Annotated in this window: 13 protein-coding genes; 2 read left to right on the top strand and 11 right to left on the bottom strand. The window is 70.3% G+C overall.

Going from position 1 to position 14,389, the window contains the following annotated elements:
• Positions 1–4: 4 nt before the first annotated feature.
• The gene (locus tag KVT44_RS44705; RefSeq protein WP_054231331.1) at positions 5–451 is read left to right on the top strand and encodes a heat shock protein transcriptional repressor HspR; all 447 of its coding nucleotides are present in this window, start codon (positions 5–7) and stop codon (positions 449–451) included.
• Positions 452–515: 64 nt separating this feature from the next.
• On the opposite strand, the gene KVT44_RS44700 is transcribed toward KVT44_RS44705, so the two are convergent.
• The 3 genes from KVT44_RS44700 to KVT44_RS44690 form a co-directional block, all read right to left on the bottom strand.
• Positions 516–2,234: a PA14 domain-containing protein gene (locus KVT44_RS44700; protein WP_217573778.1), complete on the bottom strand. Its 1,719-nt coding sequence runs from the start codon at positions 2,232–2,234 to the stop codon at positions 516–518.
• Between the two features lie 7 nt (positions 2,235–2,241).
• The gene (locus KVT44_RS44695; protein ID WP_217573776.1) at positions 2,242–4,269 is read right to left on the bottom strand and encodes a PA14 domain-containing protein; all 2,028 of its coding nucleotides are present in this window, start codon (positions 4,267–4,269) and stop codon (positions 2,242–2,244) included.
• 136 nt (positions 4,270–4,405) lie between these two features.
• Positions 4,406–6,358, bottom strand: coding sequence for a fibronectin type III domain-containing protein (locus KVT44_RS44690; protein ID WP_217573774.1), 1,953 nt, complete (start codon positions 6,356–6,358; stop codon positions 4,406–4,408).
• Between the two features lie 275 nt (positions 6,359–6,633).
• Between KVT44_RS44690 and KVT44_RS44685 the strand changes: the two genes are divergently transcribed.
• Positions 6,634–7,761 (top strand): substrate-binding domain-containing protein, encoded by a 1,128-nt coding sequence (locus KVT44_RS44685; RefSeq protein ID WP_308314282.1) that lies wholly within the window; start codon positions 6,634–6,636, stop codon positions 7,759–7,761.
• Positions 7,762–7,882: 121 nt separating this feature from the next.
• Here the strand turns inward: KVT44_RS44685 and KVT44_RS44680 are convergent, their stop codons facing one another.
• The 8 genes from KVT44_RS44680 to KVT44_RS44645 all read right to left on the bottom strand — a co-directional run bounded on the left by KVT44_RS44680 (position 7,883) and on the right by KVT44_RS44645 (position 14,365).
• The gene (locus tag KVT44_RS44680; RefSeq protein ID WP_095853492.1) at positions 7,883–8,137 is read right to left on the bottom strand and encodes a hypothetical protein; all 255 of its coding nucleotides are present in this window, start codon (positions 8,135–8,137) and stop codon (positions 7,883–7,885) included.
• Complete coding sequence (locus tag KVT44_RS44675) at positions 8,124–8,360, bottom strand: hypothetical protein (RefSeq protein ID WP_099921498.1); 237 nt, start codon at positions 8,358–8,360, stop codon at positions 8,124–8,126. Before KVT44_RS44675 ends, KVT44_RS44680 begins: the two co-directional genes overlap by 14 nt.
• 50 nt (positions 8,361–8,410) lie before the next feature.
• Positions 8,411–9,250 (bottom strand): peptidoglycan-binding protein, encoded by an 840-nt coding sequence (locus KVT44_RS44670; protein ID WP_217573773.1) that lies wholly within the window; start codon positions 9,248–9,250, stop codon positions 8,411–8,413.
• A gap of 7 nt (positions 9,251–9,257) precedes the next feature.
• A complete protein-coding gene (locus KVT44_RS44665) occupies positions 9,258–9,899 on the bottom strand; it encodes a hypothetical protein (RefSeq protein ID WP_217573771.1) in 642 nt (213 codons plus the stop codon).
• 92 nt (positions 9,900–9,991) lie between these two features.
• Positions 9,992–10,156, bottom strand: a complete 165-nt coding sequence (locus KVT44_RS44660) for a hypothetical protein (protein WP_180292915.1) — start codon at positions 10,154–10,156, stop codon at positions 9,992–9,994.
• The gene (locus KVT44_RS44655) at positions 10,153–12,534 is read right to left on the bottom strand and encodes a hypothetical protein (RefSeq protein WP_217573769.1); all 2,382 of its coding nucleotides are present in this window, start codon (positions 12,532–12,534) and stop codon (positions 10,153–10,155) included. Before KVT44_RS44655 ends, KVT44_RS44660 begins: the two co-directional genes overlap by 4 nt.
• On the bottom strand, positions 12,521–13,360 hold the full coding sequence (locus tag KVT44_RS44650) for a hypothetical protein (RefSeq protein ID WP_217573767.1): 840 nt from the start codon (positions 13,358–13,360) through the stop codon (positions 12,521–12,523). The genes KVT44_RS44655 and KVT44_RS44650 overlap by 14 nt, the downstream gene beginning before the upstream one ends.
• A gap of 9 nt (positions 13,361–13,369) precedes the next feature.
• The gene (locus tag KVT44_RS44645; protein WP_217573765.1) at positions 13,370–14,365 is read right to left on the bottom strand and encodes a hypothetical protein; all 996 of its coding nucleotides are present in this window, start codon (positions 14,363–14,365) and stop codon (positions 13,370–13,372) included.
• Positions 14,366–14,389: the final 24 nt, after the last annotated feature.

Here is a 14,389-nt window from a genome sequence, read left to right as displayed (position 1 = left end):
GCAGATGGACGGCCGTCGTCGAAACCCCTATGAACTGACCGAGGAGACCCCGGTCTACGTCATCTCGGTGGCGGCCCAGCTCTCCGGCCTGCACCCGCAGACCCTGCGCCAGTACGACCGCCTCGGCCTGGTCTCCCCGGACCGCACCGCCGGCCGGGGCCGGCGCTACTCGGCCCGCGACATCGAACTGCTCCGCACGGTGCAGGCGCTGTCCCAGGACGAGGGCATCAACCTGGCCGGCATCAAGCGCATCATCGAGCTGGAGAACCAGGTGGCCGCCCTCCAGTCCCGCGTCGCGGAACTGGAATCGGCCCTGGACGGCGCCGCTGCCGCGATGCAGCAGCGCGAGGCCGCGGTGCACGCCTCGTACCGCCGGGACCTGGTCCCGTACCAGGAGGTCCAGCAGACGAGCGCGCTGGTGGTCTGGCGGCCGAAGAGGCAGTCGGACTAGTTCCCACGTAACGAAGGGGGTGGGGAGGTCGTCGACCTCCCCACCCCCTTCGGCGTGCCTCGGCTCACCGCGCCGGTTCGGTGACCGCCCAGTCGCCGGCGGGCAGGGTCTCGGTGCCGTCGGCCCTCACACCGGTCACCCAGTAGTAGGACGTGGTGCCGCGCTTCGCGCCGGTGTCGAAGTACTCGAACGCTCCGGCCGAGGTCTCGTGGATCTTCTCGTACGCGGCGGTGGCGGGGTTCCACCGATAGACGCGAAAGCCCTGCGCGGGCTCGGCGGACTCCTCTTCGCCCGCTCCGAGCCCGGACCAGGTCAGGCGGTTGCCCTCGGCGCCCTCCGCCGGAGTCGCCTCCAGGTGCAGCGGCGAGCCCTCGGGCGTCGGCACGCTCGGCGTGGTGTCGAGCTCGGTCGCGGCCACGGCCTCGGCCGTCCGGGTCCACTTGAAGGAGGAGTTCCCGGACGTGTCGATGGCGTCGACGAAGAAGCAGACACGGTCGCCGTCCGGGCGGGTGGTGTACGAGTACGAGGTGGTGTCGGCCGGCAGATACGCCGTCAGCGTTCCGGAGCACACCTGCTCCTCGCCCTCGTCGCCCCAGAGCTCACCCCAGTAGACGGTGTACCGCCCGAGGTCGGTGGCCGGGTTCTTGTCCCACTCCAGCTCGAAGCCGTACTCGGTCGGGGTGACCGTCAGCCCGGTGACGGCGGGCGGCGGGGTGAGGTCCTCGCGCTCGCCGGCGGCGGCCACGGAACGCGCGGACTCGTTGGCCGCCGCGTCGAGAACGGTCACCCGGTAGTAGTAGGTGACGCTCTCGACGGCCGAGGTGTCCAGGTACGAGAGCTTGTCCGTACTGCCCACCTGGGCGTACACGCCGTTCTCGCTCGTCGCCCGGTAGACGCGGTAGGACACCGCTCCCGTGACCCCGTTCCAGTCGAGCTGCAGCCCGCGGGACACGGAGGTGGCGATCAGCCCGGCGGGCGCGGCGGTCGGGGTCCGGTCGACGGTGGTCACGGCCTGGTCGGCGGTGCCCGTCGACTCGTTGCCGGCCTTGTCGTAGGCGCGGACCTCGTAGTAGTAGGTGTCGCCGGTCGCGGGCACGGTCGTGTCCGTGTACGAGGTGGCGGTCGTCGTACCCAGTCTCGTCCAGGCGCCGCTGCCGTCGACGCGGCGGTAGACGCGATACCCCGCGAGGTCCATCTCCTTGTTCTTCGCCCAGCTCAGCTTGGCGTTGCCGCTCGCCGTGTCGTACGAGACGGAAGTCCCGCTCGGCGTGAGGGGCTTGACCTTGTCGACGGTGGCGGTGGTGCGGGGGGTGTAGGCGAAGGAGACGTTGGCGGCGCCGGTCCAGTTGGCGTAGTCGACGCGGAGGGTGTGCTTGCCGGAAGGGATCGTGAGGTTGACGGTCTTCTTGACCGTCGAGGAGACGTTCTTCCAGAGGTCGACCTTGCGGGTGCCGTCGAGGTAGACGCGCAGGCCGTCCTGGGCGGCGACGGGAAGGGCGAAGGGGCCTCCCGATCCGAAGTCCCTCGTCACGGTCCAGCGGACGCCGAAGTTGTCCTTCGGGAGGCCGGAGGCGGGGGCCTTCGTGCCCCAGTTCTCGCTGACCGCGGTGTCGCAGTCGGTCTTCTTCGGCGTACCCGAGAAGGCGGTGTTCGCGAAGAACTGCCGCTTGTAGACGGGGGAGGCGCAGCTCGTGGCGGCCGAGGCGGTGGGGGTGGCAACGGTGGTGAGGACACCGGCCGTGGTGGCCAACACCACGGCCGTCGCCCGCAGGGTGGTCTTCATCAGGAGGTCAGGCTCCGCTCGGCAGGGACACGCTGGAGTCCACGTTGCTGAAGGTCTCCGAGCCGTCGGGAGCGACGACCGAGAGCAGGTAGTAGACGGTCGTGCCGGCGGGCATGGTGGTGTCCGTGTAGTTGCTGGCGGTGGGCGCCAGGGGGACGTCCGTCACGCGGACGTAGGTGCTCGTCGCGCGGTCCCAGCGGTACACGTTGATGCCGGCGGCCTCCGTGGCCACCGAGTCGGCGCACTCGATGTACATGCCGCCCTCGTCGCCGCGGGTCGTGTACGCGGCCACGGAGCAGGGCGCGGAGTCCTCGGGGACGGTTGTCGGCCTGAGGTCGAGTTCGGTGACGGTGACGGTGGAGACGGGACGGTCCCAGTACGCTCCCGTCCACTCGGCGTAGTTGCCGTAGATGTCGGCCGGGATGACGACGTAGGTCTTCTCCTCGCCGTCCGCCGGCTCCGGGCCGACGACGAACTCCGAGGTGCCGGCCGGCACCTCGCCCAGGAAGTCCGGCGTGCAGCACGACCGGTACTCGTAGACCTCGTAGTGGTCCAGGTCCGTCGCCGTGCTGTCGTCCCAGTCGAGCTTGACGCCGTACTCCAGCGGCTCGGCGGTCAGGCCGGTCACGTTCGGCGGCGGGATCTCGTCGCCGGGCCGGGTGACGGTCAGCTCCGCGGAGCCGGTGGACCACAGACCCGCGGTGTTCTTCCGGATCATCACGTAGTGGTAGGTGCGGCCCTGGTCGCCGTCGTAGTCGGTGCAGCTGCGGATTGTGTTGCCGGCCGCGTCGGTGCGGGTCTTACGGCTGCGGCAGTCGACGGGGTAGGCGCTCGCGATGTTCACCGGGGAGGTCTCCGAGCGGAACACCTCGTAGTCGGCGGTGTCGCCGCCCGCGGGCTCCGTCCAGGTGAAGACCGCGCCCCAACTGGGCGTGGTCGCCACCACGTTCGTGGGCGGAGTGATGGTGCGCCTGCTGCGCACGTCGGCGGAGGCCGCGGTGTTCCCGGCCGCGTCGACGGCGCTGACCTTGTAGTCGTACGCCTTGCCGTACGACGCCGTGGTGTCGGTGTAGGCGGTGGCCGTGGTCTCGGCGAGCTCGGTGTACGAGGTCGCGGTGTCCCGCTTGCGGAGGATGCGGTAGGTGACCGCGTCCGCCGAGGCCGTCCAGGAGAGGTTGTTGGACGCCTCCGTGGCGGTCGCGGTGAGGACCGGAGCGGCGGGCGCGGTGTGGTCGTCCGTGGTGACCGGCCCCTGGTCGGCGCCGCCGGCCGACTCGTTGCCCGCCTTGTCGTAGGCGCGGACCTCGTAGTAGTACGACTGGCCCGTGGCCGGCGGGGTGTCCGTGTGACTGCGGCTGGTGGTCGTGGCCACCTTCGTCCAGGTACCGGTGCCCTTCACCCGCCGATAGACGCGGTAGCCGGCGAGGTCCATCTCCTTGTTCGCGGCCCAGGTGACGTGGACGAGGGAGCGGTTCTCCGCGTCCGGGAACTCCTCGAACCGGGCGCCGGTCGGAGCGAGCGGCTTGACCTTGTCGACGGAGGCCGAGGTGCGCGGACCGTAGGTGAGGGAGACGTTGGCGGCGCCGGTCCAGTTGGCGTAGTCGACGCGGAGGGTGTGCTTGCCGGAGGGGACGGTGACGTTGACGGTCTTTTTCACCGTTGACGACACGTTCTTCCAGAGGTCGACCTTGCGGGTGCCGTCGAGGTAGACGCGCAGGCCGTCCTGGGCGGCGACGGGAAGGGCGAAGGGGCCTCCCGATCCGAAGTCCCTCGTCACGGTCCAGCGGACGCCGAAGTTGTCCTTCGGGAGGCCGGAGGCGGGGGCCTTCGTGCCCCAGTTCTCGCTGACCGTGGCGTCGCAGTCGGTCTTCTTCGGCGTACCCGAGAAGGTGGTGTTCGCGAAGAACTGCCGTTTGTAGACCGGCGAGGTGCAGGTGGTGGCCGCGGCGGCGGAGGTGGCGGTGAGGAGGCCGCCTGCGGTGGTGAGCACGAGGGCGGCGGCGGTCGCGGCCGTCGTGCGTCTGGCTGGGTTCATGCGTTCCTTCGGTCCTGATCGTCAACGGCGGGCAAAGCCGTTGACGATCAGGACCGACAAGGAAGGGGATTGGTTGTACGGATCTTTGCCGCCCTTTGAAGGTCGGGCGACCTTGAAGGTCAGGCGACCTTGAAGGTCAGGCGACCTTGAACGTCAGGTGGGTGGACGGTCCGACGCGCCCGTACACGTCCACGGTGGCCACCTCGACGACGTAGGTCCCGCTCGTGGGCGGTGTCCAGGTGAGGCTGCCGTTCGTGGTCTGTGCGTATGTGCCGCCGATGACGTGCCACTGGTACCCGTGGATGACGCGGTCGTCGCCCGCGGGGCGGGTCATCGTCACGGTGGCCGCCTGGCCGGGTCCGCCGTGCCCCGCACAGTCGTTGGCGGTGCACTCGGTGTACGGCGCCGAGAGCGCGAGCAGCGGAGGCAGCGGCGCCGTGGACGTCGCCGGGGTGACGCGGTCCAAGGAGACGACGTCGGAGGGCGCCGACTCCCTGCCCTGCGCGTCGAGCGCCACCACGTAGTAGGACGCGCGGCCCGCCGGGGCCTCGGTGTCCGAGAAGAGGGTCGCGTTGGGCGAGCCGACCCGGTTCCAGGCGGCGGAGGCGTCGGTGCGGCGGTAGACCCGGGTGCCGTACGCCGCCCCGTCCGTCGAGTAGGCCCAGGTGAGTTCGGTGTCGCTGTCGCGGGGGGTGACCGTCACGCCGGTGGGCGCCGCCGCGTCACCGGGGGCGGGCCGGGTCGCGGTGACCGCCTCGGACACCGGGGAGACGTTCCCGTACGCGTCGACGGCCTGGACCGTGTACGTGACGGCGGTGCCCGCGGTGGCCCGGAAGTCGTTGAACGAGGTGCCGAGGACCAGGTCCGGCCCGTCCGGGTCCGACTGCCCCTCGGGCGCGGCCCACAGCTCGTAGTGCTCGACGTCGTCCGACGGGGCGTTCCAGCGCAGCGCGTTGCCCGCCGTGGTGCCCTCCGCCGTCAGACCGGTGACCTGGCCGGGCGCGAGGGTGTCCGGGGCGCCGGTGTCGGCGGTCGCGGACGGGACGGACTCGTTGCCGACCGCGTCCAGGGCCGTGACCCGGTAGTACAGGCGCTGATGGATGTCGGCCGAGGTGTCCCGGTAGGAGAAGTCCGACACGGAGGACACGAGCCGCTGGAAGGGGCCCTGCGGGGCGCTCGCCCGGTAGACGCGGTAGGCGGCGGCACCGGAGACCTTGTCCCAGCCGAGGGCCACGGAGCCGGTGCTCACCTTGGCGCTCAGGCCGCCGGGCGCGGCGGTCGGGGTCCGGTCGACGGTGGTCACGGCCTGGTCGGCGGTGCCCGTCGACTCGTTGCCGGCCTTGTCGTAGGCGCGGACCTCGTAGTAGTAGGTGTCGCCGGTCGCGGGCACGGTCGTGTCGGTGTACGAGGTGGCGGTCGTCGTGGCCGGTTTCGACCAGGTCGTGCTGCCTTGGAGACGGCGGTAGACGCGGTAGCCCGAGAGGTCGATTTCCTTGTTCTTCGCCCAGGTCAGCCTGGCCTTGCCGGTGGCTTTGTCGTACGCCACGGAGGTGCCCGTCGGAGCGAGCGGCTTGACCTTGTCGACGGAGGCCGAGGTGCGCGGATTGTAGGCGAAGGAGACGTTGGCGGCGCCGGTCCAGTTGGCGTAGTCGACGCGGAGGGTGTGTTTGCCGGAAGGGATCGTGAGGTTGACGGTCTTCTTGACCGTCGAGGAGACGTTCTTCCAGAGGTCGACCTTGCGGGTGCCGTCGAGGTAGACGCGCAGGCCGTCCTGGGCGGCGACGGGAAGGGCGAAGGGGCCTCCCGATCCGAAGTCCCTCGTCACGGTCCAGCGGACGCCGAAGTTGTCCTTGGGGAGGCCGGAGGCGGGGGCCTTCGTGCCCCAGTTCTCGCTGACCGTGGCGTCGCAGTCCGTTTTCTTCGGTGTGCCGGAGAAGGTGGTGTTCGCGTAGAACTGCCGCTTGTACACCGGTGATGCGCAGCTGCTCGCGGCGGAGGCGGGCGCCCCCGAGACGGCGAGCAGGCCGCCGGTGGTGGCGATCGTCAGCGTCGCGGCGAGCGCCGGTCCACTCCGCCCAACTGGTCTCATGCTTCCCCTGTTTCATGCTGCGATGTGTGCGGCCACCTTCGAGACTCGCGGACGTGGGGGAGGGTTGTATGCCGCCAGGGAGCGAGTGACGCAAGTCAATCAGAGGGGTTCTGTGGAAGTGGCGGCGCACCCCCTTCCCATCGTGTTCACTTGGGGAACACAGAATGCTGTTGCCATCTCGTTAAGTGGTTACTCCTTGACGCTGAGGTGATCGCCGCGTTGGCTTTCAGCCACCTGGGTCGCAAAGCAGCTACCTCGCCCGGAAGGCACCTGATGTGAACACTCGTAACACCCGGCTTCGTCGTACCGCCATAGCCCTGGCCTGCTCCGCGATGACCGTCTCCCTCGCCGCCTGCGGTGTCGTGGACGGGATCGGCGGCAGCAACACCAAGGCGAGCCCGACCAAGGGTGACGACATCACGGTTGGCCTGCTCCTCCCGGAGAAGGCCAACACCCGTTACGAGAAGTTCGACTACCCGATCATCGAGCAGCAGGTCGCCAAGCTCACCAACAACAAGGGCAAGGTCGACTACGCCAACGCGGCTCAGGACGCCACCAAGCAGAGCCAGCAGTTCCAGCAGATGGTGGCCGACAAGGTCGACGTGATCCTCGTCGACGCGGTGGACTCCAAGGCCATCGCGAGCGATGTGCAGAAGGCCAAGGACGCGGGCATCCCCGTCATCGCCTACGACCGTCTGGCGCAGGGCCCGATCGACGCGTACATCTCCTTCGACAACGAGCTCGTCGGCCAGGTGCAGGGCAAGGCGCTCCTGGACGCGCTGGGCACCAACTCCTCCTCGAAGAAGATCGTCATGATGAACGGCTCGCCCACCGACCCGAACGCGGCGCAGTTCAAGTCGGGCGCCCTGGGTGAGCTCAACGGCAAGGTCGTCATCTCCAAGTCGTACGACACCAAGGACTGGGACCCGGTCGTCGGCAAGGCCAACATGGAGAAGGCCATCTCGGCCATCGGCCTCAACAACATCGCCGGTGTCTACTCCGCCAACGACGGTCTCGCGGGCGCCGTCATCGACGCCCTGAAGACCATGGGCGTCAGCAAGGTGCCGCCGGTCACCGGTCAGGACGCCGAGCTGGACGCGGTGCAGCGGATCGTCCGGGGCGAGCAGTACATGAGCGTCTACAAGTCCTACCCCGATGAGGCCTCCGCGGCCGCCGAGATGGCTGTGGCGAAGGTCCAGGGGCGTGGCATCGAGTTCGACGCGCTCACCCGCGACAAGGTCGACAGCCCCACGAACAAGAAGATCCCCTCCCAGCTGATGCCCGTGGTCGCGCTGACCAAGGCGAACATCAAGGAGACGGTGATCCAGGACGGCATCTACACCGTCAAGCAGATCTGCACGGCCTCGAACAAGGCGGACTGCGCGGCGATCGGCCTCAAGTAGTCGTGCTCCCGCACTGACGACCTGCACCGACCACTGCGCTGACCACTGCACTGACGAACTTCCCTGACGAACGCGCGGGAGCCCTGGGTGAGGGGCTCCCGCGCGTTCGGCGGATCGGGGGTCAGCGCCCCATCGACTGCCAGATCGTCAGTGCCAGCGCCGTGCACGAGGTGGCGGCGGCGAGGGAGGGCAGGGGCCAGCGGGTGCGTTCCAGGGCGTCGAGGCGGGACTCGTGTTCGTCGAGGGTCTTGTCGGTCTGGTCCGCGCGTTGCAGGAGCAGGGCGAGGTCGCCGCGGGTGGTGGCGAACCCGACGTCGACCGAGCGGCGCAGCCGCTCCAGTTCAAGGGCGACGCTCTCGGCCTCAGTCGTCGGCATCGGCGGTTTCTCCGCGGGAGGGCCCGCGCAGCCACCCCGGCAGCAGCCGGTCCACCGCGGGCATCGACATCACCCGGCTGAGCAGCGCGGCGCCGCCCACCACGGCCGTCAGCGCGGGTACGTCCCGGACCAGCGGGTCCTCGGCGACCAGCGGCAGGACGGTGATCAGGGCGAACAGGGTCTGGAGTGTCGTACGCAGGGTTCTGCGGCCGGCGTCGCTCATCTCCGGGCTCCTTTCGGGTGCTCCAGTGCTTCTCGGGTACGTCCGGCCCCCTATGCGCGCGGGACGCGCAGCTTGTCCCAGCTGGTGCGGCCCGGGGTGCCGTCGGCGTCCTTGCCGACGTAGCCGAGCCCGCGCTGCCAGGCCGCGTACGACAGGACGTCGGCCCGCGTCCACACCGGGCCGGGGCCGATCGAGTAGCGCCCGCACCCCTCCGCGACCAGTCGCTCGCCGACGGCTGTGATCAACGGACTGCGGCGGCCGAGCGCGAAGAACGCGGCGCCCGGGAAGGGTTCGTACGAGACCGGTCGGGAGCCGAGCCGGGCCGCCACCCGTTGCCGCATCCCGGACATCGAGAACGACGGGTCGATCTTGCGGCGGGTCCACTCCTTGTGCGCGATCACGCTGGACGCGGACCAGCCGTGGGCGCGGCAGATCGCGGCGGAAAGCCGTTCCACGGCGGCGAGTTGGGCGGCCGGGTAGGGGTCCCGCCCGTTGCCCAGGTTCTCGATCTCGAAGCCGTAGAAGCGGGCGTTGCCGTCCACGGCGTCCGGTCCGGGGGCGGGCAGTGCGGCCCGTTCGGCCCGTACGGCCTCCAGGACCGCGGTCGAGCCCGAACCGGCGTGGTTGGTGCGGCCGTAGCCGACCAGGTGGACGGTGCCGTCCTTGGTGATCAGGCCGATGCAGAGCGGGCCCGGCAGGTCCGCGGTGCCCTCGCGGCACAGGCGGAGGCTGTCGGTGCCCGCCGTGTGGTGGAGCATGACGCCGTGGACCGGGCCCCAGGCGCCTCGGCTGTTGCGGTTGTGGGTGCGCCAGTTGCGGCTCTCGGAAAGGACGACGCCCTCGTCGCGCAGGGCGCGGGCGAGGGCGTCGGCGGTCAGTGGTGTGGCCATGTGTGCCTCACATCACGGGAGTTACGGTGATGAATCGGTTGGCGAAGGTCGCGGTGCTGGTGGTCGCGGCCGACTTGTAGGCGGCGGTCGCGGTGTAGACGCCGTTCACGGTGAGCCCGGTGACCTGGAACTGGGTCGTGGCGGAGCACTGGTTGGTGCCGACGACGAGTGCCGCGCGGGTGTCGGCGGCGGCGAGCGCGACCGTCGTGTTCAGGCGGATGTTCGCCGACATGTGGCAGGCCGTGGCCGCGCTGCTGCTGATGCGCGCGCCCACCGAGACGAGCACGGCGCCGGAGGCCGGAGCGGTGAAGGTGACGGTGGTCGGGTCGCCGGTGGAGCCGGTGAGGGTCTCCACGTACGCCGTCGACGTCGTCGTACCGGCCGTGGTGTTGGCCTTGTGGACCGGGCCGGGCGCCAGCTGCGTCCAGACGCTGCCGGTGTAGTGCCAGTACTGCTTGGGCGTGCCGAGCCAGCAGAGCATGCCCGCCACCGGGGCGGTCACCTTGGCGTCGCGGGTCGCGGCGTCCGCGAAGCGCAGCACGGTGCGGCCGTCGACGGCCTCCGCGAGCGACTGGATGTGCACGGGGATGTTCGCGGCGTCGGCCGGCTGCGGGTAGGGCAGGCTGCCGAGCGGGGTGAGCAGGGCCATGACGGCTTCCTCCTGGATCCTGGAGTGCGTACGGGACGACTGATCGTGTACGGGACGAGGGGGCGGGGCGCGCGTACGGGACGAGGGGGCGGTCAGTCGCCCAGGGGCGGCGGGAGTGAGCCGACCGGTGTGCCGCCGTCGCCGTCGCGTGCCGCGGCGCTGTCGACCGGGACCGGATGCGCCACGTTCGCGTCGTCGTCGGCGGTCTCCGGCGGTGGTTGCTCCACCAGCGGTTCTTCCGGGGGCAGTTCGCTCATGCCGCACCTCCCGGCGCCTTGAGCAGTTCGCGGTAGGTGATCCTGCTGGTGGTCAGAGCGTCGAGTGTGGCGTTCCGCGCGTCGATCAGGGCGTACGTCCGCTGGTTGCCGTACTCCGGATCGACCGGCGGGTCCGGGGTGAGCCCGGAGTCGGTCGGAACGCCGTTGTAGGAGGTACCGCGCAGGGTCAGCGTCTGCTGTGGAGCGGCCCCCGCCTGGCAGGTGGTGCGGATGCCCACGACCCAGGCGAGGGTGTCGAGCGTGGCCCCGCTGGTGTCCACCACCCGCACCACGTCACCGAGTTGGATGCGTGGATCGTGCAGCACCTCCACCTCGCCGAGTACCGGGACCGGATAACGGCCGGCGTCGAGCATGGCGTGCGAGAGGTCTGAGGCGACCTGCTGCTGTTGCACCCAGTCGGTCGCGGGCGCCTGGTAGACCTGCTTGCCGTAGGCGGCCTGGCTGGTGGTGTTGTACCAGGCGAACGACCGCCGGCGGGGATCGCCCGTCCGCTTCTGCGGGACGATCTGCACGGAGGGCTTGCCGTCCTTGGTGACCGTCCAGACGCTCGCCGTGCCGTGGTTGGCGAACCGCACGAGGTAGTTCGGGCCGTCGCGCCGCGAGCTGACCGTCACCGCGCCCTTCACCGAGGTGCCGCCGGTCGCTGCGCTGCCGAAACGGACCCGGTGGCCGCCGACGGGTGCCACGTCGTCCTCGATCTGGAGCGGGCCGACGTCGAGTTCCTCCTCGGCGATGGCGTACGCGACCTCCACCCAGCCGCCCGGCCTGACCTCCCGCACGACGGTGTCGGTGACGGTGTCGCTGTAGGTGTGGCTGATGCCGGTCCAGTCCTGGTAGGGCTGTTCGCAGTGGTTGCGGCAGGCGTCGATCTCCTCGGAGACGGTGAGGGCGGCGATGTCGCGCCGGGTGGTCACCGTGAGATCGGGCCCGGCGGGCACCGTCCGGAACCGGCCGGGCCCGCGCCAGCGGAAGACGCCCTGCTCGTCGAACTCGGCGGTGGACATGGTGGCGCGGGCGATCTCGGTGAGGGCGTCCCACTGGGAGCCGGAGATCTTCGGCACGTCGTAGAGCGGCACCGTCGCGTCGTCGAGCACCGCGCCCTTGGCCCAGCGGCCCTTCTGCTCCCACTCCTCGGCGGTGTACGAGTCGAGGTCCGGCCAGGAGCGGTCGGTGACCTGGAGGCACTCGACGGCCACGTCGGTCTTCAGGCTGATCTGGTAGAGCTCGGAAGGGGGCTGCACCGAGGAGGCATCGGAGAAGGTGTAGGGGGCTGTCGGCGGGGTGACGTACTCCCCGTCGGGTGCGGTGAGCCGCGGGTACACGGTCGCCGGGGTGTTCCCGCCGACGGCACCGGCCCGGGTGTCCACGGTGAACCCGAGGTGCCACACGCCCTTGAGCGAGGCGAGCTTGGGAATGGTCCAACTGGCGACCAGACCGCCGCCGCCGACCGTGCCTGAGGTGATCTTCACGACGCCGGTGGCGAAGTAGACGTTCAGGGCGTAGTTCCCGTACGCGCCGGCGCTGCGGTCGAAGATCAGCTTGAGTTCCAGTTCGTTGCCCACCGCCAGGGCGGTGTTCACATGCAGCTCGGCCTGGAACACCTTCCCCGCGACGACGAAGCGGGAGCGCGGCATCCAGGACGCCGTGAGCCCGGCCGCCTTCGGCATCAGCGCCATCTCGTACGGCGCCCCTTCCCGCACCCAGGAGTACGCGGACGGGGCCGGGAAGGTCTCGGGCTGGCCGTACGTGGCGTTGAAGCCGCCGTGCAGTGAGGCGTAGAGCGCGGTGAACGGCCGGGTGGTGTCGTCGGCCACGACGGGGGCGCGGGGCGGCGGGCAGCTGTGGATGCCGCCCTGGCGCAGGATCTCGTCCACGCACCAGGTCGCGGTCGCCACGGGCTGCCCGTAGCGCAGCCCGTGGTACGGCCGTGGCAGTTGCGCGGGTCCGCGCAGCCGTTCCGCGCCGTCGAGCGCCTGGACGGTGACGGTGTCACTGCCGGACGCGGCCGTGCGGGACCGGACGGCGCCGCGGAAGGCGGGGACGGTGCGGTCGTTCGCGCCCGCCGCGTGCACCACGGACTGCCCGGGCCGTACGACGTCGCCGGTGCCACGGGCCGACCAGGCCGAGTACAGCCGGGGCGCGGGCGCGCCGCTGCCGCCGAGCGACAGCTCCAGTTGGGCCGAGGCACTCCCGGAGAAGGCGCGCAGCGCCTCGGGCAGATCGGTGCTGTAGGCCCGCTCCACCTTCCAGGACTGCACCTGGCCGCCCATCTCCCGGCCGCCGAGCCGGGTGGAGTGGGCCGGGATCCGCTCGGTGGCGGCGAGCGCGGCGGCGAGCGTTTCGTCAGAGTTCTGCACCGCGCACCTCCACCAGGTCGACGCTGACGTTGCGGTACGGCAGCCGGGCGGACGGGACGTCGCTGTACGCGGTCACGGACATCGCCGGGCAGCCGTCACCGAGCGCGTGGGCGGCCGGGGCCTCGCCGATGGTCAGGCAGGCTCCGGCCAGCCCCGCGGGGCCGGCCGCGCCGGGTCCGCCGACCGGGGTGACGAAGGCGGCCCCGGCCGGGGCGACGCCGGAGACGGTCGGTCCGTTCGCGGACGAGGTGCTGAGATATGCCCCGTCGGCGGCTTTCCAGTCGAGCTGGGCGGTGGCGAGTGCCGGGTTCCAGTCGGCCGGGACCAGCCAGGACACCTGCATGCCGGGCATCACCGGCCAGCCGGTCCACACGCCGTGCCGCCAGCCGATCCGGGTGTTCTCCTGGAAGTCGGCGACGACGGTGTCCCCGGTCAGGGGGCTGACGACCATGGTGCCGGTGATGGCGAACCAGTGGTCGGTGCCGTTGCTCTCGCTCTGCGCGGCGGCCTGGTAGGGGTCGAGAAGGTTCACCGAGGCCGGGTCGAGCACCGCGAGCGGACCGTACGACGTCTGCGCGCTGCCCAGCAGACCGGGCCCGTTGATCCGGCGGGCGAGCCGGGAGAGGTGCTGGGCGTCGTCGGGCGCGAGGGAGTCCCAGGAGAACTTGAGCCGGCGGACGGTACGGGCCGGGGCCACGGTGGTGATCCGCCCCTCCAAGGACTTGAACTCCGTGACGTTGAGTTCCGCCGACCGGTCCCAGCTCTTGGCCGCCTGGTCGATCTCCCGGAGAAGTCCGGGCTTGCCGATCCAGAGATTCCTTGCCATGTCCCTGCCTCACCTCCGAGCGAGCTTGCGCTGCCCGAGCTGGACGGCGCGTGCGATGGTCTGGGAGTCCACGTCGATCTGGACGGGCCGGTCGGCGAGCGCCTCGACGGCGGCGGCGAGCCGGCGCAGGCCGCCGCCGGAGCCGAGCATCCGCTCCAGCCGGGACAGCGGGATGACCGCCTCGGGCTCGCCGCCCTCGCCGACGAGGGCGAGGGTGCCGCCGGTGCGGGCGCGCACGATGCCGCCCTGGGCGAGCTGCGGCACCGGGATGGGGGACAGATCGAAGGCGAAGCCCTTGCCGCCGATGACGGGCACCCAGTCAGGGACCTTGAACTTCACGTGATTCAGGCCGCCGATGAGGACGTTGAGCCCGCGCACCAGCATCCGGGTCGGGGTCAGGAACCCGTTCACCACGCCCTTGAACAGCGGCCCGAGGATCTTCGCGGCGGACTGCGAGGAGGACTTGATGTGACTCCAGGCGGCCGTGAGGCCCTTGCGGACGAGGGCGGTGACCTTGTCCATGTTGACGAACTGCGTGATGAGCGGGGTGAGCAGCGTCATGACCAGCCCGAACGGGTTGGCACGCATCGCGAGGTTGAGCCCCTTCTGCGCGGTGGACGCCCCCTTGAGTCCCTTCCCCAGGCCGCCCATGGACTTCCCGCCCTTGTCGGCGTTCTTCCCTGCCTTCCCCACGGACTTCTCGACCGCGTCGGCCTGGTTCTTCACGTCCTTGAGGGCGGCCTTGGTCTTGTCGGCGGAGGACTTGAGCTTGTCGAGTGAGGTCTTGAACTTGTCGGTGGCGGATTTGGATTTGTCGAGGGAACCGCCGACATCACCCAGCCCACCCTTGAGCTTTCCCATGGCGGTACCGCCGTTGTTCGCACCGGTACGCAGCTTGCCGAGCGCGGAACTGGTCTTGTCCGTGCCGGAACCGGTCAGGACCAGCTCGTTGCGAAAAGCGCGGATGCTTTCTGCGGCCTTTTTGAAAGAGCTTTGAACGGTCACGAGAATCCCTTACTGATCTAGATT

This window comes from Streptomyces sp. GbtcB7 (genome assembly GCF_019091445.1).
Classification (GTDB): Bacteria; Actinomycetota; Actinomycetes; order Streptomycetales; family Streptomycetaceae; genus Streptomyces; species Streptomyces mirabilis.
This window is presented reverse-complemented; position numbering and strand designations above follow the sequence as displayed.